Source organism: Gemmatimonas sp. UBA7669 (assembly GCF_002483225.1).
Lineage (GTDB): Bacteria > Gemmatimonadota > Gemmatimonadetes > Gemmatimonadales > Gemmatimonadaceae > Gemmatimonas.
The window spans coordinates 80,098-99,692 of the sequence record NZ_DLHL01000015.1 but is presented as its reverse complement, the minus strand read 5'-3'; the positions used below and the strand labels follow the sequence as shown (position 1 = coordinate 99,692).

The 19,595-nt window shown below is 66.5% G+C and carries 15 protein-coding genes; 11 read left to right on the top strand and 4 right to left on the bottom strand.

Features of this window, described 5'->3' with window-relative positions; all coding sequences use genetic code 11:
* Positions 1-8: 8 nt before the first annotated feature.
* The 7 genes from mraY to ftsA all read left to right on the top strand — a co-directional run bounded on the left by mraY (position 9) and on the right by ftsA (position 8,506).
* Complete coding sequence (gene mraY, locus B2747_RS05325) at positions 9-1,151, top strand: phospho-N-acetylmuramoyl-pentapeptide-transferase (RefSeq protein WP_291157541.1); 1,143 nt, start codon at positions 9-11, stop codon at positions 1,149-1,151.
* A gap of 6 nt (positions 1,152-1,157) precedes the next feature.
* Positions 1,158-2,615: a UDP-N-acetylmuramoyl-L-alanine--D-glutamate ligase gene (murD, locus tag B2747_RS05320; protein WP_291157539.1), complete on the top strand. Its 1,458-nt coding sequence runs from the start codon at positions 1,158-1,160 to the stop codon at positions 2,613-2,615.
* A complete protein-coding gene (locus B2747_RS05315) occupies positions 2,612-3,856 on the top strand; it encodes an FtsW/RodA/SpoVE family cell cycle protein (RefSeq protein WP_291157537.1) in 1,245 nt (414 codons plus the stop codon). Before murD ends, B2747_RS05315 begins: the two co-directional genes overlap by 4 nt.
* Positions 3,853-4,977: a UDP-N-acetylglucosamine--N-acetylmuramyl-(pentapeptide) pyrophosphoryl-undecaprenol N-acetylglucosamine transferase gene (locus B2747_RS05310; RefSeq protein ID WP_291157535.1), complete on the top strand. Its 1,125-nt coding sequence runs from the start codon at positions 3,853-3,855 to the stop codon at positions 4,975-4,977. Before B2747_RS05315 ends, B2747_RS05310 begins: the two co-directional genes overlap by 4 nt.
* Positions 4,978-5,021: 44 nt before the next feature.
* Positions 5,022-6,476: a UDP-N-acetylmuramate--L-alanine ligase gene (gene murC, locus B2747_RS05305; RefSeq protein ID WP_291157533.1), complete on the top strand. Its 1,455-nt coding sequence runs from the start codon at positions 5,022-5,024 to the stop codon at positions 6,474-6,476.
* A gap of 108 nt (positions 6,477-6,584) precedes the next feature.
* On the top strand, positions 6,585-7,256 hold the full coding sequence (locus tag B2747_RS05300; RefSeq protein ID WP_291157531.1) for a cell division protein FtsQ/DivIB: 672 nt from the start codon (positions 6,585-6,587) through the stop codon (positions 7,254-7,256).
* Complete coding sequence (ftsA, locus tag B2747_RS05295; RefSeq protein WP_291157529.1) at positions 7,253-8,506, top strand: cell division protein FtsA; 1,254 nt, start codon at positions 7,253-7,255, stop codon at positions 8,504-8,506. Before B2747_RS05300 ends, ftsA begins: the two co-directional genes overlap by 4 nt.
* Positions 8,507-8,577: 71 nt before the next feature.
* Here ftsA and B2747_RS05290 read toward each other — a convergent pair whose 3' ends face one another.
* A complete protein-coding gene (locus B2747_RS05290; protein WP_291157528.1) occupies positions 8,578-9,345 on the bottom strand; it encodes a hypothetical protein in 768 nt (255 codons plus the stop codon).
* Positions 9,346-9,702: 357 nt separating this feature from the next.
* Entirely contained in the window at positions 9,703-10,770 is a 1,068-nt protein-coding gene (locus tag B2747_RS05285) for a class I SAM-dependent methyltransferase (RefSeq protein ID WP_291157526.1), read from the bottom strand.
* Between the two features lie 117 nt (positions 10,771-10,887).
* Here B2747_RS05285 and B2747_RS05280 point away from each other — a divergent pair, with 117 nt between their 5' ends.
* Together B2747_RS05280 and B2747_RS05275 are read left to right on the top strand one after the other, a co-directional pair.
* Positions 10,888-11,985: a GlxA family transcriptional regulator gene (locus tag B2747_RS05280; RefSeq protein WP_291157525.1), complete on the top strand. Its 1,098-nt coding sequence runs from the start codon at positions 10,888-10,890 to the stop codon at positions 11,983-11,985.
* A 54-nt stretch (positions 11,986-12,039) separates the two neighbouring features.
* A complete protein-coding gene (locus B2747_RS05275) occupies positions 12,040-13,527 on the top strand; it encodes an amino acid permease (RefSeq protein ID WP_291157523.1) in 1,488 nt (495 codons plus the stop codon).
* Here the strand turns inward: B2747_RS05275 and B2747_RS05270 are convergent.
* Entirely contained in the window at positions 13,461-14,234 is a 774-nt protein-coding gene (locus B2747_RS05270) for a response regulator transcription factor (protein WP_291157521.1), read from the bottom strand. The two genes, B2747_RS05275 and B2747_RS05270, sit on opposite strands and share 67 nt — an antisense overlap.
* 31 nt (positions 14,235-14,265) lie before the next feature.
* A complete protein-coding gene (locus B2747_RS05265) occupies positions 14,266-15,516 on the bottom strand; it encodes an ATP-binding protein (RefSeq protein ID WP_291157519.1) in 1,251 nt (416 codons plus the stop codon).
* 220 nt (positions 15,517-15,736) lie between these two features.
* Here B2747_RS05265 and B2747_RS05260 point away from each other — a divergent pair, with 220 nt between their 5' ends.
* Positions 15,737-18,601, top strand: coding sequence for a M14 family zinc carboxypeptidase (locus tag B2747_RS05260; protein WP_291157517.1), 2,865 nt, complete (start codon positions 15,737-15,739; stop codon positions 18,599-18,601).
* Positions 18,602-18,648: 47 nt separating this feature from the next.
* Positions 18,649-19,404 carry a PEP-CTERM sorting domain-containing protein gene (locus tag B2747_RS05255; RefSeq protein ID WP_291157515.1) on the top strand — a complete coding sequence of 252 codons (756 nt, stop codon included), beginning with the start codon at positions 18,649-18,651 and terminating at the stop codon, positions 19,402-19,404.
* Positions 19,405-19,595: the final 191 nt, after the last annotated feature.

Genomic DNA, 19,595 nt, shown 5'->3' with positions numbered 1-19,595 from the left:
CCCACGCCGTGCTTTACGCCCTTCTGCTGCCTTGGGCGCGTGAGTTCAGTGAACTCCGCCTGCTCAACTACATCACCTTTCGTGCCGGTGCCGCCTTCGTCACGGCGTTGCTGGTGAGCTTTGTGCTCGGGCCGGCCATCATTCGCCGGTTGCGCGCCATGGCTGTGCATCAGGTGGTGCGCGAAGGCACGCCGGACACCCATGCGGGCAAGGGTACCACGCCCACGATGGGGGGGCTCATCATTCTTGCGGCCACCTTCATTCCGGTGCTGCTGTGGGCAAGGCTGTCCAATCGGTATGTGATGCTGGCCATGTTCGTCACGGCCTGGATGGGTGGCATCGGGTTCCTCGATGACTACCTCAAGCTGCAGCAGAAGCGGCGCGGCGAAAAGAATCGTGGACTCGTCGAGCGCTACAAGCTGGCCGGTCAGGTGATCTGCGGCCTCGGACTCGGTACCTACCTGCTGCTCTTTCCCATTTCCACGCTGCCCGGGGCCAGCACCACGCTCCCGTTCTTCAAGTACGTGCTGCTGGTGCCGGTCACCGCCTCGCTGGCCTGGCTCTACATCCCCTGGGTCACGTTCATTCTCACGGGTGTCAGCAACGCCGTGAACCTCACCGACGGGCTCGACGGGCTGTCGTCGGGTTTGGTGGCCATCGCCGTGACCACGCTGGGCCTCTTTGCGTACGTGCTGGGCCGCAAGGACACGAGTGCCTATCTGCAGGTGTTCTACCTGCTGGGCTCCGGTGAGCTCACCGTGTTCTGCGCGGCGGTGGTCGGCGCCTGCATCGGGTTCCTGTGGTTCAACGCGCATCCGGCGCAGGTCTTCATGGGTGACACCGGGTCGCTGGCGCTCGGCGGCGCCGTGGGCGCCATTGCCCTGCTGCTCAAGAGCGAGTTCCTGCTGCTGTTCGTGGGCGCGGTGTTCTTCGCGGAAACGGTGTCGGTCATTCTGCAGCGCTCGGTATTCAAGTACCGCAAACGTCGCTACGGCGAAGAGTATGCGAAGGCCAATCGTGTCTTCCGACGCGCGCCCCTGCATCATCACTTCGAGCTGCTGGGTTGGCCGGAAACGCAGGTGGTGGTGCGGTTCTGGATCCTTGGTATTCTCTGCGCCATACTGGCGCTGAGCACCCTCAAGCTGCGCTGAGTGGTCATGACTCCATCCCCCAACGCGCCAGCGAATTGGACTGCGGCGGCCCTCGCCTCACACGTCGCGCGTCTGTTGGTGATGCGTGAGGGCGAGTTCGCCGTCATCGGCCTTGGACGAAGTGGGGAGGCGGTGGCGCGCTTGCTGCGACGCGCGCAGGTCGCGGTGTATGCGTCGGACAAGAGCATCACGTCTGCCACGCAGGAAGCCGCCGGCCGCCTGGGCCGGGAAGGGGCCGCGGTCGACGTGGGGACGCATGATCTCGCGCGCATAGCCCGCGCGTCCTGCGTGGTGGTGAGTCCCGGCGTGCCGCCGTCAGCCCCGCCGCTCGAAGCGGCGCGGGCGGCGGGTGTGCCCATTGTGAGTGAGGTGGAGATCGCGCTCCGTCTCTCGCCGGCGCTGCAGTACATCGCCGTCACGGGCACCAACGGCAAGACCACCACCACGGCCATGATTGGCGCGCTGCTGCGGGCGTTGGGCCATGACGCCGTCGACGTGGGCAACATCGGCACGCCGGTCTCCGACTTGCCGCTCCAGGAGCCGGCACCCAGGTGGGCGGCGCTCGAACTGTCCTCGTTTCAGCTGGCCGACACCCCGGGTGTGCAGCCCAATGTCGGCGTGCTCACCACGCTCAGCCCTGATCATCTCGACCGCTACGCGAGCGTGGCCGACTACTACGCCGACAAGAAGCGGCTCTTTGCCAATGCCACGTCGGCCTCGCGCTGGGTCACCACCGCCGACAACGCGGACGTGGACGCGATGGTGGAGGGCATTCCCGGGCAGTGGGCGCGCTTTTCGGTACGGCGCCGCGACGTGGAGGCCTGGTATGATCGCGAAACCGATCAGTTGCAGGTGCTGGGCGCTCCTCTCATGTCGCGCCAGTCACTCGCGCTCGACGGCGATCACAACGTGGCCAATGCATTGGCGGCGCTGCTCGCGGTCATGCTGGCCAGCCCCGCGCATCAGACGCCGCAGGCGCGTCAGCAACTGGCCGCCGCCCTCATGGCCTTCAGGCCGTTGTCGCATCGGTTGGAGCCGGTCGGCGAGGCGCATGGTGTGCGTTGGCTCAACGACTCCAAGGCCACCAATGTGGCCTCGGCCCTTGTGGCGATCCAGGGCATGACGCGTCCCACGGTGCTGCTGCTGGGAGGGCGACACAAGGGCGAACCCTACACCGCGTTGCTGCCGGCGCTGGCGCAGCATGCGCGCGCGGTGCTGGCCTACGGTGAGGCGGCGCCAATCATTGCCGCCGACCTCGAGCATGCGCTGCGCGAACAGGCGCCAGCGGTGACCTTCGCCGATCTGCGCGATGCCAGCTTCCACGAGGTGGTGGCGCAGGCGCGCGCGTTGGCCCAGCCCGGTGACGTGATCCTGCTTTCACCAGCGTGCTCGAGCTTCGACATGTTCCGCAACTACGAGGAACGTGGACGTCGCTTTGCGGAGTTGGCGCAGGAGATGGCATGACCGATTTCACGGCCAGCATGCCGGCGCCGGTGGCTTCATCCGGTCCTGCAACACACACCCGCGGCCAGAACCTCGCGGGCACACGCGAGCGCTGGCGCATGTCCCTCGAAGCGCGCGCGCTCGTACTGGTGACGGCGGCGCTGGTGGCGGTGGGCTTGGCGGTGCTCTACAGCGCGTCGGCGCTGCAGGCGGTTTCGGAGAACCGCGCCGGACACTACTACGTCCTGCGGCAGGCCGTGGGCGTGGCGCTCGGCGCGATTGCCTTTGTGGTACTGGCCAAGGTCGATGCCGAGCGATTCAAGGCGCTGGCCTGGCCCATCATGATTGTGTCGCTGATCCTCATGGCCGCGGTGTTTCTGCCGGGCATGAATCGCGGCAACATCGGTGGCTCGCGTCGTTACCTGTTGGGTGGCTCACTGCAACCCTCGGAGTTTGCCAAGTTTGCGGTGCTCATCTGGACACCCATGCTGCTCGTGAAGAAAGGCGAGCGCGTGCGCGAACTGGGCAAGGGCATCATGCCCTTTGTCGTGGTCATCGGTGCACTGGTGGTGCTTGCCTTGCTCGAACCCGACATCAGTGTGGCCATCACGTACTGCGTGCTCATGGCCGTGCTGCTGTTTGTCGGTGGCGCGCGTCTCGCACACTTCATGCTGTTTGGTGTGGTGGGTCTCATGCTCATTGGCGTGGAGGCCGCACGAAATCCCTACATCCGCAATCGTGTGCAGACCTACCTCGCGGTGGGGCAGAGCACCGAGGCACCGCCCGACAATCCGCGCGACCAGCAGTATCAGTCGCTTGTGGCGGTGGGATCGGGCGGCCTGCTGGGTGTGGGCTTCAGTCAGGGCAATCAGCAACGCGGGTGGCTGCCGCTGGCCTTCAACGACTTCATCGGCTCCATCGTGGGTGAGGAGCTGGGCTTTGTGGGACTCGCCGGCGTCACCGTGGCCTTTGCACTTTATGGCTGGCTGGGCTTTCGCATCGCACGGCAGGCGCGGAGTCCGTTTCTTGCGCTGGTGGCCATTGGCCTCACCTTCACCACGGTGTTCACGGCCTTCGTGCATCTGGGGGTGGTGATTCGGCTGTTGCCCAACACCGGTCTCACCTTGCCGTTCGTGTCGTACGGGCGTTCCAATCTGCTGCTCACCCTGGCCATGACGGGCATTCTGGTCAACATCGGCAGCCAACGTGAGCGCGTATACGGGGTGACGGCCACGGACCCCCTCACTCCCGGTGGCGCGTGAGCGCGGCGGGTCCACTGGTGCTGTTCGCGGGTGGTGGAACGGGCGGGCATCTCTATCCCGGTCTGGCCATTGCCCGCGCGCTCGTGCGTGAGGCGCCTGGTGTGCGCCCGTTCTTCATTGGCGCACAGCGCGGCATCGAGCGCGACGTGCTGCCCACCACGGAGTTCCCGCATCAGCTGCTGCCGCTGCATCCGCTTTATCGCAAGCAGCCGTGGAACAACTGGCGCACGGTGCTGGGTGGCGTGCAGGCCTGGCGCGCCCTTACGCAGCTCACGCGCAACGATCGGCCGGCGGCCGTGGTGGGAACCGGTGGATATGCTGCGGGTGTGGCGCTGGCCTGGGCCCGCGCGCGGGGCATTCCCACCTTTCTGCACGAGCCGGACAGTCATCCCGGCCTCACCACGCGGGTGTTTGCGCGAGGCGCTCAGGGTGTGTTTCTCGGCTTTCCCGAGGCGTCAGCGCAGCTCACGGCCGCGGCGCCGGGTGCCGTCTATCCACTGGGCTGCCCCATCGACGAACCGCCCGCCAACCATGAGGCGCGTGCGCTCGCGCGTGCTGCGGCGCGTGCCGAATGGGGACTGCCGGACGAGGCGTTTGTCGTGCTCGTCATGGGCGGCAGTCAGGGCGCACGGGCCATCAACGAAGTCGTCGATCAATGGATCGCGCGCGGTCTGCCGCGCGGCGTTGCGCTCATCTGGTCCACTGGTCGAGCGCAGGCGGCGGCGTATCTGCATCGCGAGTCGGAGGCGGTGAAGGTGCGTCCGTATCTGGCGCCCATTGCACAGGCCTATGCGGCCGCCGATGTGGCCTTGGGGCGCGCGGGCGCCATGTCTATTGCAGAACTCTGCGCCTGGGGACTGCCAATGCTGCTGGTGCCGCTGCCAACGGCCGCGCAGGATCACCAAACGTTCAACGCGAGGGCGACTGCAGCGGCGGGTGCCGGTGTGATGCTGCGGCAATCCGACTTGAGCGTCGACGCGCTGTCCGCGCAGATCGCGTTGTGGCAGCAGGACACCACGCTTCTCGCGCGCATGCGTGAATCCGCACAGGCGCGGGCGCGGCCTACCGCGGCGCGCGATATTGCCCGTACACTCCGTCGCCTGCTGCAGCTGGCCGGCTGATCCTCGCGTTCAACTTCCCCTCGCTTTCAGGCTGTGATTTCGCTGTGACCTCGTCCTCTTCGCCACACTCCGAACCCCAGGCTTCGCACACGGCCCTGCTGCTCGATGCAGAGGACCAGCGCCCGGTGCACTTCATCGGCATTGCGGGCGCCGGCATGAGCGCGCTGGCCGAACTGCTCGCCCGTCGTGGTGTGCGTGTGCAGGGCACGGACGCCAATCCCGATGGCGCGCCGGATCTGCAGCGGCTTGGCATTGCGGTCACGGCACATGACGCGTCGCGCGTGGCGGCGGCGCGCGCGGTGGTGTACTCGTCGGCCATACCTTCGGCGCACGCCGAAATGCAGGCCGCCCGCGACGCCGGTCGGCCGTTGGTGCGGCGCGCCGAGGCGCTGGCCGCCGCGGTGAGCGGCGGCACGCTGGTGGGCATTGCCGGCACACATGGCAAGACCACCACGACCGTCATGACCACCGAGGCACTGGCCGCAGCGGGTCTGGCCCCCACCGGTGTCGTCGGTGGCCGCGTCGAGCGCTGGCAGGGCAACCTGCATCTCGGTGGCCCAACCTATGTGGTGGAAGCCGACGAGTACGACCGCTCATTCCTCGCGTTGGCGGTGGACGTCGCGGTGGTGCTCAATGTCGAGGCTGATCATCTCGACATCTACCGCGATCTCGACGACATCTCCCGCACCTTCGAGCAGTATTGCTCACCGGCGCGCGTCGTGGTGCGCTGCGCCGACGACGAGGGGGCCATGCAACTGCGTGTGGCCAGCAGTCGCGAAGTCATTGCCTACAGCGCCACGGTGCCGGGCACGGATCCGTCGCCGCACGCCCGCGATGCCAGGCTCGTGGCCCACGATCTGGTGCTCGATGCCGCGGGCTCGCGCTTTACGGTGCGCTTTGACGACGAGGCGGTGGGCGAGGTGCAACTGGCCGTACCTGGTGTGCACAACGTCCGCAATGCGCTGGCGGCGCTGGGCGCGGGGCTCGCGCTTGGTGCGCGCGTGCGTGACATGGCACCGGGCCTTGCGGCATTTCGCGGGGTGGAGCGTCGCTTCCAGCGACTGGGCAGTGCGGCCGGTGTGGAGGTGGTAGACGACTATGCGCATCACCCCACCGAGGTGGCGGCCACCCTCGCCGCCGCGCGGCACAGCTTCCCGGGTCGTCGCCTCGTGCTCGCGTTTCAACCGCATCTCTACTCGCGCACGCGCGATCTGCAGCGCGAGTTCGCCGAGGCACTTTCGGCGGCCGACGCATTGTTCCTCTGCGACATCTATGGCGCGCGAGAAACGCCGGAGCCGGGCGTGAGTTCCGCGCTCATTGCGCAGCGGGTGACGGGCGACATGCTGCGTTGGAGCGGCCCGCGCGCCGACGTGGCCGCGGCGCTCACCGACTTTGTGCGCGAGGGCGACGTGGTGCTCACCATGGGTGCGGGGGACATCACGCGCAGCGGACCGGAGTTGCTGGCCCGTCTTTGTGGTTCGACCCCGCAGCCGTCCTGAGGCAGCGCGTTCGTGGCTCGTAGCAACACACAGTCCACTGCGACAGGCGGTGCCGCCACTAGCGGTGCGGACCCAGCGGTAAGCTCGCGGCCGCGATGGTTGCGCTGGGTGCAAGGGGTCGCGCTGCTGTCGGGGCTGGCCGCGGTCGTGGGCAGTCCGTGGTGGGGCCCGCGCGCGCTGTCACAGCTCGACTTCTTCCACGTGCGGCGCGTCGAGATGGAGGGCGTGCGCTACGCGCGCACGGGCGAGCTGCTGGCGTTGCTCGATGTGGACACGCTGCAATCCGTGTGGCAGCCGCTGGCGCCACTCGCGCTGCGTCTGGAAGGACATCCGCTGGTACTCACGGCGCTGGTGGAGCGCCGCTTGCCGGGCACCCTGCACGTTCGCCTGACCGAGCGGGAGCCGGTGGCTCTGGTAGAGCGGAAGGGCCAGCCCCTCACACCGGCGGACGCGCGCGGGCACCTGCTGCCCATCGATCCCGTGCGCACCCCGATGGATGTGCCGATTGCCTCGGCCCCCGATAGCGCCCTGCTGCATCTTTTGGGAGGGCTGAGGGCATCGGCGCCGTCCATTTACCGGCGTGTGGCCCGTGCCGCGGCGGTCGGAACGACCGAATTCCGTCTGCAGCTCGATTCAGTGACAGTCCGGACTCCGCGCAACGTGACCGTGGCACGTGTCCGGGACATATTACCCGTGGAAGCAGATCTCGCACGCAACCGGTTGCGTGTGGTGGAGCTCGATCTGCGTTTCCGTGACCAGGTGATTGCCAGACAGCCATGACATCCGAACCCATCGTCGCCGCCCTCGACATCGGCACCGCCTACACCACCGCCCTCGTGGCGGCGGTTCACGGCGATGTGCCGCGTGCCCCGCGCCTCAAGGTGCTGGGTGTGGGGCACACGCGCACCATGGGCCTCAGGCGCGGCATGGTGTCGGACATCGAGGAGGCGACACGCTCCATTCGCGCGGCGGTTGAAGAAGCCACGCATCTGGCCGGTGTCGCCGCCGACGGACTGTTTGTAGGCATTGCCGGCGAGCATGTGCGGGCCATGACCTCGTCGGGTGTGGTGGCCATCAGTGGTCACGAGATCACGCGGCCCGACGTGGAGCGTGTCAACGAAGTCGCGCGCGCCATGGCCATTCCCCAGGATCGCGAGCTGCTGCACGCCATTCCGCAGGAGTATCGCGTGGACAAGGTCGATGGCATCCGCGATCCCGTGGGCATGATCGGCACCCGCCTCGAGACGGAGATGTATCTCGTCACCATTGGCAGCTCGCCGGCCATGAACCTGCGCAAGGCCATCGAGCGCGCGGGCTATCGCACGCGTGAGCTGGTGCTCGAGCCGCTGGCCAGCGCGCTGGCCGTGCTCACCGAGGAAGAAAAGGAGCTCGGTGTTGTGCTCGTGGAGCTGGGCGCCGGCACCACCGATCTCGCCGTGTTCCATGAAGGCAAGATCCGGCATCTCGGCACCATCCCCTTTGGTGGGCAGACCGTCACCAGCGATCTCGTGCAGGGCCTGGGCATCACGCAGCATGACGCCGAGCAGATCAAGGATGCGTATGGCTGCGCGTATGAGCCGCTAATCGATCCGCAGCAGGTCATTGCCATGCCCGCGTCAGGCGCACACGGTGAGCGGCACATTTCGCGCGAGCTCATGACGCACATCATTCACCAGCGCATGGACGAGATCTTCGAGAAGGCCCAGCGCGAGGTGCATCAGGCGGGTTTCACGGGCCGCCTGAACGGGGGCGTCGTCCTCACCGGCGGTGGCGCGTCACTCGAAGGCATTCGCGAACTCGCGGCCGATGTGTTCGGTCTCGGTGTGCGCATCGGCGTGCCCGGTGCCAAGCTCGATGGTCTGGTGGAAAACGTCACGCAGCCGCAGTTCGCCACGGCCGTTGGCCTCGCGCTATACGGTGCACACCGCGAGGCACTCGGCGGTGTGGTGGCCCGCAAGGGCGGGCGGCCCGGCGCGAGTGTGGACAAGCTGGCGTCACGTGTGAAGACCTGGTTGCAGGACTTCTTCTGACCGCAACGCGTTAGCGCAGGAAATGCAAAGGAGGCCCAAGCCGGCATGGCGTGGGCCTCTCGGATTTCGACTCAACGCTTCGTGGTTGGTTCGATCGGCCGCAATATGAAGCCGGACCGATCGCCACCGTCGAGCGTATGCGCAACGAGCTCTGCATCACTCGCGAAGCGCCAGTTGACCTGCGACAGGGTCTGCTCGCTGATGACATCGCCGGTGGTCAGGTCCACCAGCACGAGCACCGTTTCCGACCATGGCCCGTTGCCTCGCGGAATGGGTACGGCCGACCTGCCCGGGAACGTCTCGAACTTCGCTTTCCCGTACGCACGGAGCACGAGCATGGCCGCCCGGGTGTCGGACACCAAGCGCACGCCGGTCACGCGTGGCTGCATGGGCTTGGTGAACGCTGGCATCGGGTCGGCCTTGTCCCACGGCACAAACCACGGAAGGCGCACTGGGATCGTGCGAAACCTGCCGCAACCGCTGTCTGACACCACGAGCTCAGCTCGGTTCGGAACGCCAGCAATCAGCCGGTCGCCTCGAGCGGCCAGCATATCGGTACTCCCAAAGAAAGCTCGCAGGGCCAAGCCGCGTCTGGTGGAGTACAGCTGGCGGACACGCCTGGCCGTGTCCACCTCGAAGACGCCTTCGCTGGTGCCGTTGGTGCCATCACCACGATGCAAGCCGCTCAGCAGCAGTCGTCCACGACACATCGCCACGCCGTCGGGCACCATGATGGCTCGTGCCGTCATCTCCACTTTCCCGCCAGGTCCGAGCACGGTGCTGCGATCGAGTTGGTTCGCCACCACGATCGTTCGTCCGCCGGGCGCCGCAGCGACCACCAGCCATCCCGTCTGTTCCGCTGGGCCCGCACCTTGCCTGGCCAGACTGCGAACCTGCCGCAGATCCGGCGAGATCTGCGCGACAACGTGTTTACCCGTGAGTGGGCCGACCACAAACCCCCCGGTCTCCGTTCTTCGCAGTTGCGTCGATGGCTTCACGTTATACGAGAGCAATGAGTCATCGACAAACGTCGCTTTGGGCTGTGCAGACGTTGTAGACGACACACCCAGAGAGACGAGCGCAGCAGACAGAACGCTGACAGGGAATTGCATGGACCGGACCAGTTCACAAGTGCCCAAGGGACCACAGCATGGGGCGCATCTGCCAATGCTAGGAACTGGCCCGGCCGCCAGCAACTACTTCCGCGCCTCGAGCACCAGATTGAACGGGGACGCGTGCGCCCGACGGAAGTGCGTGAAGCCCGCCTTCCGGAACACATCGGCCAGGCGTGCTTCTCCCGCCTGTGCGCCGAGCACCAGCGCGCCGCCATCGCTGATGGCGTGTGCGCAGCAGAGGGACACCGACGCCGAGTAGTACAGACGGGCAACCGGCGAAATGTTGTCCTCTGTGCGATCGTTCGCGAACGGTTCCACCAGCATCACCGTGCCGTCGGGGGCCAGCACGGAGTGGGCGTGACGGACGGCCGCGAGTGGGTCGCCCATGTCGTGCAGCGCGTCGAAGAAGCACACCAGGCCGTAGTCCGCTCCCGCAAAACTCGAGGCCGCTCCCACGCTGAAGGTGACCCGATCGGCGAGCCCCGCTTCATCGGCGAGACGTGTCGCTTCGGCCACCGAGGGCGCGTGCCCGTCGATGCCATGAAAGCGCGAGTTCGGAAAGGCCTGCGCCATCAGCAGCGTGCTGTGGCCGTAGCCGCAACCGACGTCGGCCACGCGTATCCCGCGCTCGAGCTGTCCGACCACGCCATCCAGAGCCGGCAACCACACGGGAATCAGGTTGGCCCGGTACGCGTTGCGATAGAACGAGGCCACACCGCAGTACAGCGCGTCATCATGGTCGCCCCACGAGACACCGGCTCCGGTGCGAAAGGCCTGCAGCGTCTTGGCCTCATCACGCCACATGCTGGCCGTCACCTGCCAGGCAGGCGTCATGTACGCCGGACTGTCCGGGTCGGCCATGACGAGTGCCTGTTCCGGCGACATTTCGTACGTGCCGCTGATGGCATGGTAGTTCACGTAGCCGCCTGCCACCTGCGAGTTCAGCCATTCGCGCACATAGCGTTCGGCGCAGCCGGCGCGCGTGGCCACCTCGGCGGAGGTCAGGGGACCGGCGCCCGCCATGACCTTGTAGAGTCCGAGCTTGAAGCCTATGCTCACCATGACGCCGCCATGGGCGGCAGACAGGTCGCTGACGGCGCGACCGATGAGCGCGTCGAGTGTGTTGGGATCGAAGACCGGAGCGTGCATGAATCACCTGGTGTGTGCGGGACGATGTACGGGACGATGTGGGGCACGACGTGTTGTGCGACGTGCGGTACTGCTCGTGCACGATCGCCCGCCGGTGGCACGGCCTTCAGGGGCAACATGACCCGGAACCGGTCCATTCGTGCCACCATCCCCGGCACCAGCACTCGCCATGTGAGCCTGCTGGCCATCCCGGACGCCGTGCTGTCCACGCTCAGCGGCGTCTTCGACGTCATGAATGCCTTTGCGTTCATGACGCCGGCGCCAGGGGCGGCGCCCGCACCGCCGCCGTTCCAGGTGGACATCGTGGGCGCAGCGCGCGGCCCCCTCATGCTGGCCAGTGGGGTGCCGACCATGGTGCAGCGTGCCGTCGACGAGGTGCGCAGCACCGACATCGTCATCGTGCCATCCATTCTGCTCGGGCCCGAAGGTTGGCAGATCGGCCGCTATCCCGCACTCGTGGCATGGTTGCGCGCCATGCACGCGCAGGGGGCAATTCTCTGCTCGGCCTGCTCCGGAATCTTTCTCCTCGGGGAAACCGGCCTGTTCGATGCACAGCATGCCACGGTGCACTTCGGGTACGCCGAGGCTTTCCGTCGCGCGCACCCGCAGGTGCAGGTGCATCCGGAACGGGTGCTCGTTGTGTCAGGCGGCCGTGATGATCTGGTGAGCTCCGGTGCGTCCATGGCGTGGCACGACCTCGTGCTGTACCTCATCGCGCGCTTCGCCGGTGCGGTGGCGGCGCAGGAAGTGGCGCGGTCCTTTGCGCTGCAGTGGCATCAGGATGGTCTCACGCCCTACATGGTCTTCGAAGGTCGGCGGGATCACGGGGACGCCGAGATCGTGCAGGCGCAAACCTGGCTCGATGCGCACTACCAGGTTGCGAACCCCGTCGAAGAAATGATTCGGCAGTCGCGCCTCGCGCCGCGCACCTTCAAACGCCGCTTCACCGTGGCCACTGGCGTGGCCCCCATTGTGTACGTGCAATCGCTGCGTGTGGAGCAGGCCAAGCGACGACTCGAGCGCACCGATGTACCGGTGGAGCAGGTGGGCTGGCAGGTGGGATACGAGGACCCCGCCTTCTTCCGACGATTGTTCAAACGGGTCACGGGCCTTTCGCCAGGTACGTATCGCAAGCGCTTCGCCATTCCATCGTTTGCCGACGCGTCGCGCTCACCGATCTCTGGCACAACGCTGACACAGCAGCCGATGCGCTGAAGCAGACCGACAGCCCACCATGCGGATGTCACTCCTCTCACTCATGGAGCCCGCATGGCACGGTCTGCACCACCCACCAGTTCGCTGTTCGTCCGCAAGCCACTTGCCGCCCTGCAGGCGGAGGCGGAACGCGGCCTGCTCGCCCGTTCACTCGGCGTGCGAGAGCTCACGGCCCTCGGCATTGGCTCGGTCATCGGCACCGGCATCTTCGTCTTCACCGGGGTGGCGGCCTCGCAGCACGCCGGTCCGGCCCTCGTCATCAGCATGCTGCTCTCGGCGGTGGCCTGTGCGCTGGCGGGCTTGTGTTATGCCGAGTTTGCGGCGCTCGTGCCTGTGGCGGGCAGCGCCTACACCTATGCCTATGCTACCGTGGGCGAAGTGTTCGCGTGGATCATCGGCTGGGACCTGGTGCTCGAGTACGCACTGGCCACGGCCACCATTGCCGTGGGCTGGTCGGGCTATCTCGTGAGTTTTCTGCGCGATCTGGGGTTGCATATACCCTTGGCACTGACCGGCGCGCCCGGCACGGCGCTGCGCGCGCCCGATGGCGCCACGGCCACCGGCCTGTTCAACTTGCCAGCCGCCTTGATCGTGTTTGTGGTGGCGGCCTTGCTCATTCGTGGCATCAAGCAGTCGGCCGGTGTGAACACGGTGCTGGTGGTGCTCAAGTGCTGTGTGCTACTGGTGTTCATCGGCGTGGGGGCGCAGTACGTGCGCGCCGAAAATCTCACGCCTTTCCTGCCGGCCAATGAGGGCACGTTTGGCGCCTTTGGTTGGAGCGGTGTGCTGCGCGGCGCGGGCATCATGTTCTTTGCCTACGTGGGCTTCGACTCCGTGTCGACCGCGGCGCAGGAGGCGCGCAACCCGCAGCGCGACATGCCACGCGGCATGCTGGGCAGTCTCGCCATCTGCACCGTGATTTATGTGGGCGTGGCCATCGTGCTCACCGGCATTGTGCCCTATGCGCAGCTCAATGTGCCCGACCCGCTGGCTGTGGGTATCGATGCCACCGGCGTGCGCTGGCTCAGCCCCTTCATCAAGGTCAGCGCCCTGTTCGGCCTCTTCAGCACGATGATCGTGACCATGCTGGGGCAGACGCGCGTGTTTTTCAGCATGAGCCGGGATGGTCTGCTGCCCGGACTCTTTTCGCAGGTGCATCCGCGATTCCGCACGCCGCATCGCTCCACGGCCTTGGTGGCCGTGGTCATTGCAGCGGTGGCGGGCTTTACACCCATCAGCACGCTGGGCGAGCTCACCAGCATCGGGACCTTGCTGGCCTTCGTGCTGGTGTCCATCGGCGTGATCGTGCTGCGGCGCACCGAGCCCAATGCCCCGCGCCCCTTCCGCACGCCCTTCGTGCCCTGGGTGCCACTGGGCGCCGCCTTTGCCTGTCTGTTGCAGATGGTGAGCCTGCCGCTCGACACCTGGCTGCGACTCATTGCCTGGCTGGCACTGGGCTTCGTGGTGTATTTCGCCTACGGCCGCTCACGCGCAGCCGGCGTGCGACGCGCATCGGCCGTGTCGTCCACCGCCAGCCGGTAACCGGCCTTTCGCACCGTGAGGAGCCACTGCGGCGCAGCCGGATCGTCTTCCAGCTTGCGCCGCAGTTCGGCCATGTGGGTGTCCACCGTGCGACTCTGCACCTGGTCGCCGTACCCCCACACTTCACGCAACAGCGTGTCGCGGGACACAAGGCGTCCGTCGCGGCGGAGCAGGGCCAGCAGCAAGTCAAATTCGCGTGGACGCAACGGCACCACGGTTCCGTCACGCGTCACCGTGCGCGTGGCGACATCGACCGCAATCGGGCCAATATGCACCGCAGCACTCAGCTCAGCGGCTGCCGCCGTGTCCGGGATTGTGGCTGGCGCGGGAGTACCCTGCGCCCGGCGCAGCAGGGCCGCCACACGGGCCATCAGCTCCATCAGCCCGAACGGTTTGGTGACATAGTCATCGGCGCCAAAGCGAAACCCGCGCACCTTGTCGGCCTCTTCACCGAGGGCCGTGAGCATCAGAACGGGCGTGCTGATGCCATGATCGCGCAACTCCCGCAGCACCCGGAACCCGTCGGTGTCGGGCAGCAGCACATCGAGGATGATCAGCGCCGGACAGGCCTCGTAGGCCAGACGCAGCCCCTCACGCCCCGTGTCGCACGCGAGCACCTCGTAGCCTTCGAATTCGAGGTTGCTGCGCACGCCGGCGGCCAAGAGGGCGTTGTCTTCCACCAGCAGAATCGGGGGGGCTGGGCTCATATCATCGTTGGTGCACATGTCTTGACATGCATCAGGCGGCGCTCGCCACGCGCAGGGACTCGGCGCTGCGCAGCGTCACCAGAAAACGTGCGCCACGCGCCCCATCGGGCCGCGCGGTGCAGGCCACGTGGCCGTCCATGCCCTCCACCAGGGTGCGCACAATGGTGAGACCAAGCCCGGTGCCGGCGTCGGGACGCCGCAGGCCACCATCGTCTGCCGAGCGCTGCGGGCCCCGCTCGAAGGCGTGCCACAGGCGTTCACGGTCGGCATCGGCCACGCCCGGTCCTTCATCGTCCACGTAGACCTCCACCTGGGAGCCGGCGGCATGCACGGTCACCCGTACCACCTGTGATGTGGGCCCGTACTTGACCGCGTTGTCCAGCAGGTTGAGCAGCACCTGCCGCAGCGCGTCGGCATCAGCGAGCGCGCGCACCGAGGCCGCGGGCAAGTGCGTTTCGATGCGCACATCGGATACCAGCGGCGCGAATTGCGTGGCGACGTCCGTCACCACGCTGCGCACCTCCACGGCCTCGAGACTCAGCGCGTGTGTGCCATGTTCAATGCGTGTGAAGCGCAGCACGTTCTCCACCAGCCGCGAGAGCCGACGTGCTTCCTGATCTATGGCGCGGATGGCGAGATCGCGCTCGGCCTCGTTGCGCGTGCGTCCAAGACGCAAGGTTTCCGCAAAGAGCAGAATCTGCGCGAGTGGGGTGCGCAGTTCGTGCGACACCACACGCACGAAGTTGGAGCGCTGGGTGGTGGACAGATGCTCACGCTGCAGGCGCAGCAGCACCCACGCACCCAGAATGCAGGTGAGGGCCAAGCCTACGCTCACGAACACCTGCAGCGCCTGCGACATGCCGGGTGCCATGGGCAAGCCCGGTGTGTCACTCCGGCGCACGACGGTCTGCCGCGCCCCGGCGGATGCCAACTCCGCCAGCGGCTGGCCCGCGCTGATGGTCTCGCCGCGAGCCGCCACGGGCTCCAGCGCCAGGCCGGTGCTGTCGAGCAGACGCTGCATCGCGTCGCGCACTGACGCGTCGCGCGCTGACGCGTCGAGCGCTGACGCGTCGCGCGCAGGTGCCAGTCCGGAGCTGGGACCGGCCGTTGCCGCCACGTACAAGGCCACCTCACGCTGCAGGCGAAGCCCCGCCTTCTGCTGCGCCCGTCCCAGGCTGTAGGACGCCAGCACCAGCCAGAGCAGCAGCCCCCCCACGAGGCTGAGCAGCACGGTGAAGTCCGAGGTGGGGGAGCGGCCCACACGTGGGGCAGGGACGAGCATCGCGGTCTCCGGTGAGTGACGGCCCCGCAACCACACAGGTCCACGGGGCCTTCCGACAAATTGGCGGCGACGTTGGCCCACTCGGGAGGCCCGAATGTCAGAGTCCTGCAAAGTGGCGTGGCCCGGTTGGCGGCCCGGTTTCCACCTAACGACGGCCCGGGCCCCTGCGTAGAATCGTCAGGTTCCCGCATTTCCTCCCCGCTGCACCCCGGAGTGCTTCGTGTCTCACGTCGGACGCATTCGCCGTTCCCTCTCGGCGCTGCTCTGTGCCCCGCTGCTGGCCCTGCCGCTGGGGCTCTCGGCCCAACAGGCCTCACTCGATACCCGCGATCCCAATCAGAAGCAGGATCCCACCTTCGAGCAGGCGCAGAAGGAGTGGCTGGCCAACAAGAAGCACATCAGCCCCCTGGTCGATCACCTGCCCATCGTGCCCGGCATTCCCACGCCGCGCGACTTTCTGGGTTACCACGTCGGCGCGCCGCGCATTCTCACGTACTACGAGAAGCAGCTGGCCTACTATCGCGCCTTGGCGGCCGCCACGCCGCGTGTGCGCGTGGAGTCCATTGGGCGCTCCGACGAAGGCCGCGAACTGGTCGTGGTGTGGATTGCCAGCGAAGCCAACTTCGCGCGCCTCGAGCAGAACAAGAAGAACCTCGCCAAAATCGCCGACCCGCGTGGCCTGAGCGACGCGGACATCAAGACGCTGCTGGCCGACACGAAGCCGCACTATCACCTCATGGGTGGCCTGCACAGCGGCGAAACGGGCCCCTCGGAAATGCTGATGGAGCTCGCGTACCGTCTGGCCACGGAAACGTCGCCCATCGTGAGCCAGATCCGCGATCAGCTCTACGTGTCCATCACGCCGGCAGCTGACGCCGATGGCCGCGACCGCAACGTGGATTGGTTCCTGCGCAACCAGGAGCTCTTTGCCGCGCGTCCGGGTGACACCACGTCCACAGCGGGTCGCGCACCGGCCGGTGCCGTGCCCTACTGGGGCAAGTACGTGTACCACGACAACAATCGCGACATCAACATCAAGCTGGTGCAGATGCGCGCGATCATCGATTGGTATTTCACGGCGTTCCCCCCCATCATGCACGACCTGCATGAGTCGCTGCCGCTGCTGTACACCTACACGGGTGGACCGCCGCAGAATCCCAATCTCGATCCCATTCTGTTTGCCGAGCTGCCGTGGTTTGGCAACTGGGAAATGGCGCAGATGACCAAGTGGGGCATGCCGGGTGTGTACACGCACGCCTTCATGGACGGTTGGAGCCCGGGCTATCTGGGCTCGGTGGCGTACAACCACAACGGGCTCATGAAGATGTACGAGACGCAGTCAGGTCGGGATCTCGACAGCGCGGCCATGGCGGCTGCGCAGCGTCCGGGCCCCACCACGGCGGCTGCAGCAGGTGGCGCCGGTGGCGGCGGACGTGGCGGCAACGTGCCCACGGGCCGCGGCGGGGCGCAGGATCGCGAGTGGTATCGCGGCAATCCCATTGGCTTCAACGACGTGGCCACGTTCACGCGTCGCTCCAACGCCAATTACATGCAGACCGGTGTGCTGTCGGCGCTGCAGCTCGCGAGCATGTTCCCCAAGACCGTGCTCGAAAACTTTTACATGAAGACGCGCAACAGCATCGAGCACGGCAAGACTACCGCGCCCTATGGCTACGTCATTCCGCTGCAGCGTGACATGACCAAGGTGGCGGAGCTCGTGAATGTGCTGCGCATTCAGCGCATCGAAGTGGGCGTGGCCAACGCGCCGGTCAAGATCGGCACCGTCACCTATCCCGCCGGCTCCTACGTCATCAAGCGCGATCAGCCCTACGGTCGTCTTGCCAAGAACCTCCTGGAGAAGCAGCAGTATCCCGACGCGCGCCTCTCCACCTACGACGACAGCGGTTGGAGCATGGGCTACGCCTTTGGCGTGGACGTGGTGGAAGTGGCCGACTCCACCTTGCTCAAGGTGCCCACCACGCTCGTGAGCAAGGTCGTGCCCAAGGGCAAAGTCACAGGCAGCGGCAACGCGGCCATCGCCGTGGCGCACCTGGGCAGCAACCACATGGTCACGCTGCGCTATTTGCTGCGCAACGTGCCCATGCAGGTGGCTGAGGCCAGCTTCCAGGCGGGCGATACCACGTATCCCGCGGGCTCGTTCATCATCGACGGCAAGCACGCCAACGCCGTGCGCAAGCTGGTGGACTCGCTCGGTCTCACGGCGGCCATGTTGCCGGCGGCGCCCAAGGTGGCCACGCACAACGCCGACGTGCCGCGCATCGCCATCTACTCGCAGTGGTCCGGCACGCAGAGCCTGGGCTGGTATCGCCTCACCTTCGACGAGTTCAAGGTGCCCTTCGACCTCATTTACAAGGAGCGGGTGGTCAAGGGCAATCTGCGTCGCGACTACGACGTCATCCTCGTGGCCGAGCAGAACCTGAGCAAGGCCACGGTCATGGCCAAGCCTGCGTCGCGTCCGGTGCCGTACAAGAAGGATCCCAAGTACAAGTTCATGGGCATGTACGGCGAGACCGATGACATCACGGGCGGTTTTGGTCAGGAAGGCGTGGATGCCTTCCAGAGCTTCCTCGAGCAGGGTGGCACTCTCATCGCCATTGGGGAGAGCGCGCGCATGCCCATCGAGTTCGGCTGGGTGCGCACCGTGGACAAGACGCCGGTGCCAGGGCTCACGGCGCAGCGTCCGCTGGTGGAGGCGGAAATTGTGCGGCCTGAGCATCCGGCCATGTACGGCTTCGGCAAGACCACGATTCCGGTCAAGTACGTGGGCGGCACGCCGTTCAAGGTGGGCATTGCCGACGAGGCCAACGTGGTGGCGCGCTACGTGGGCGGCGACAAGGCGGTGCTCTCGGGGCTCATGACGGGCGCCGACTCGCTCAAGAACCGCCCCTTCGTGGTGGACGTGCCCGACGCGGTGAAGGGCCGGGGCCGCGTGATCATGTTTGCCAACAATCCCATCTACCGCTGGCAGAACCACGGCGAGTTCAACATGGTCTTCAACAGCCTGGTGAACTGGAACGACGTCGTGGCTCCGCAGCCCAAGAAGCCGGTAACGACCATGGACTGAGGGAGTCAACGCCCGAGTTTGCTTGACGTCAACGTGCGTCGCCGCGCATGCTCTTCCCGGAATCTTGGGTTCCATCTTCTCACGGAGCGTGCGCGATGATGCGAAGGATGATGGCGATGGTGGCGATGTCTGCCTGCGCGCTGGTACCAGCCGGCGCGCAGAGCGGACTGAGTTCAATCGACACGAGAGTCAGCCTGTTTCTCGCTGACGGCAATACGTATACCGCCACGCCGCCGGAGAACACGCCCCCCGGCGGCGGCTTTGCCCCACTGGCGATCAACCTCCTGGCCGGCACGGGGCGCGTGCTCACGCTCAGCGCCGAAGGGTCGTCGTTCTTCTGCCAGAACAACCAGTGTCTTGCCTCGACGCCTGATGGCCCCTCGATCGGCAACACCAACATCAACTCGTCGGGCCGCATTGCCGGACTGAACGCCGCGAGCTCGGGATTTCTGGCGGCGCTCTTTCTCGACGACGGGCTGCCTCTGACCGCGCCGGAACGTCTCACCATCCCGTCGATCGACTTCCTCACGCTTTCGCCGCTGCTCGGCCAGACGTTTTTCGTGGGGAACGGCACGACCTCCGGCGGCGTGACGCAGCAGTTCTTCGTGCCTGACGGTGCAACCCGTCTCTACTTCGGCATCGTCGACGGTGGCAGCTTCCAGGGTGAGCCGGGCTTTTACGGCGACAACCAGGGCGCGTATCGCGTGTCATACAACGTCAGCGCCGTCCCCGAGCCGGGCACCTTCGGGTTGCTCGCGAGCGGCGTGGTCGGCCTCGCGTTCCTGCGCCGCCGGCGCGCATGACGTGCCCTTGCACCGTCACTAACACGGCGCAGGCCACCGTCGCCAAGAGGCCGGCAACCCCAATTGGCTGATGGCCTTGGGGGCCCATGCCCCACAGCGATGGCCCGGAACCCACGACCTGCCAAACGGCCGGTCGTGGGTTCTCGCTTGTGAGGGATCACGAACCCGCGACGCGGTGGTTCAATGTGGAT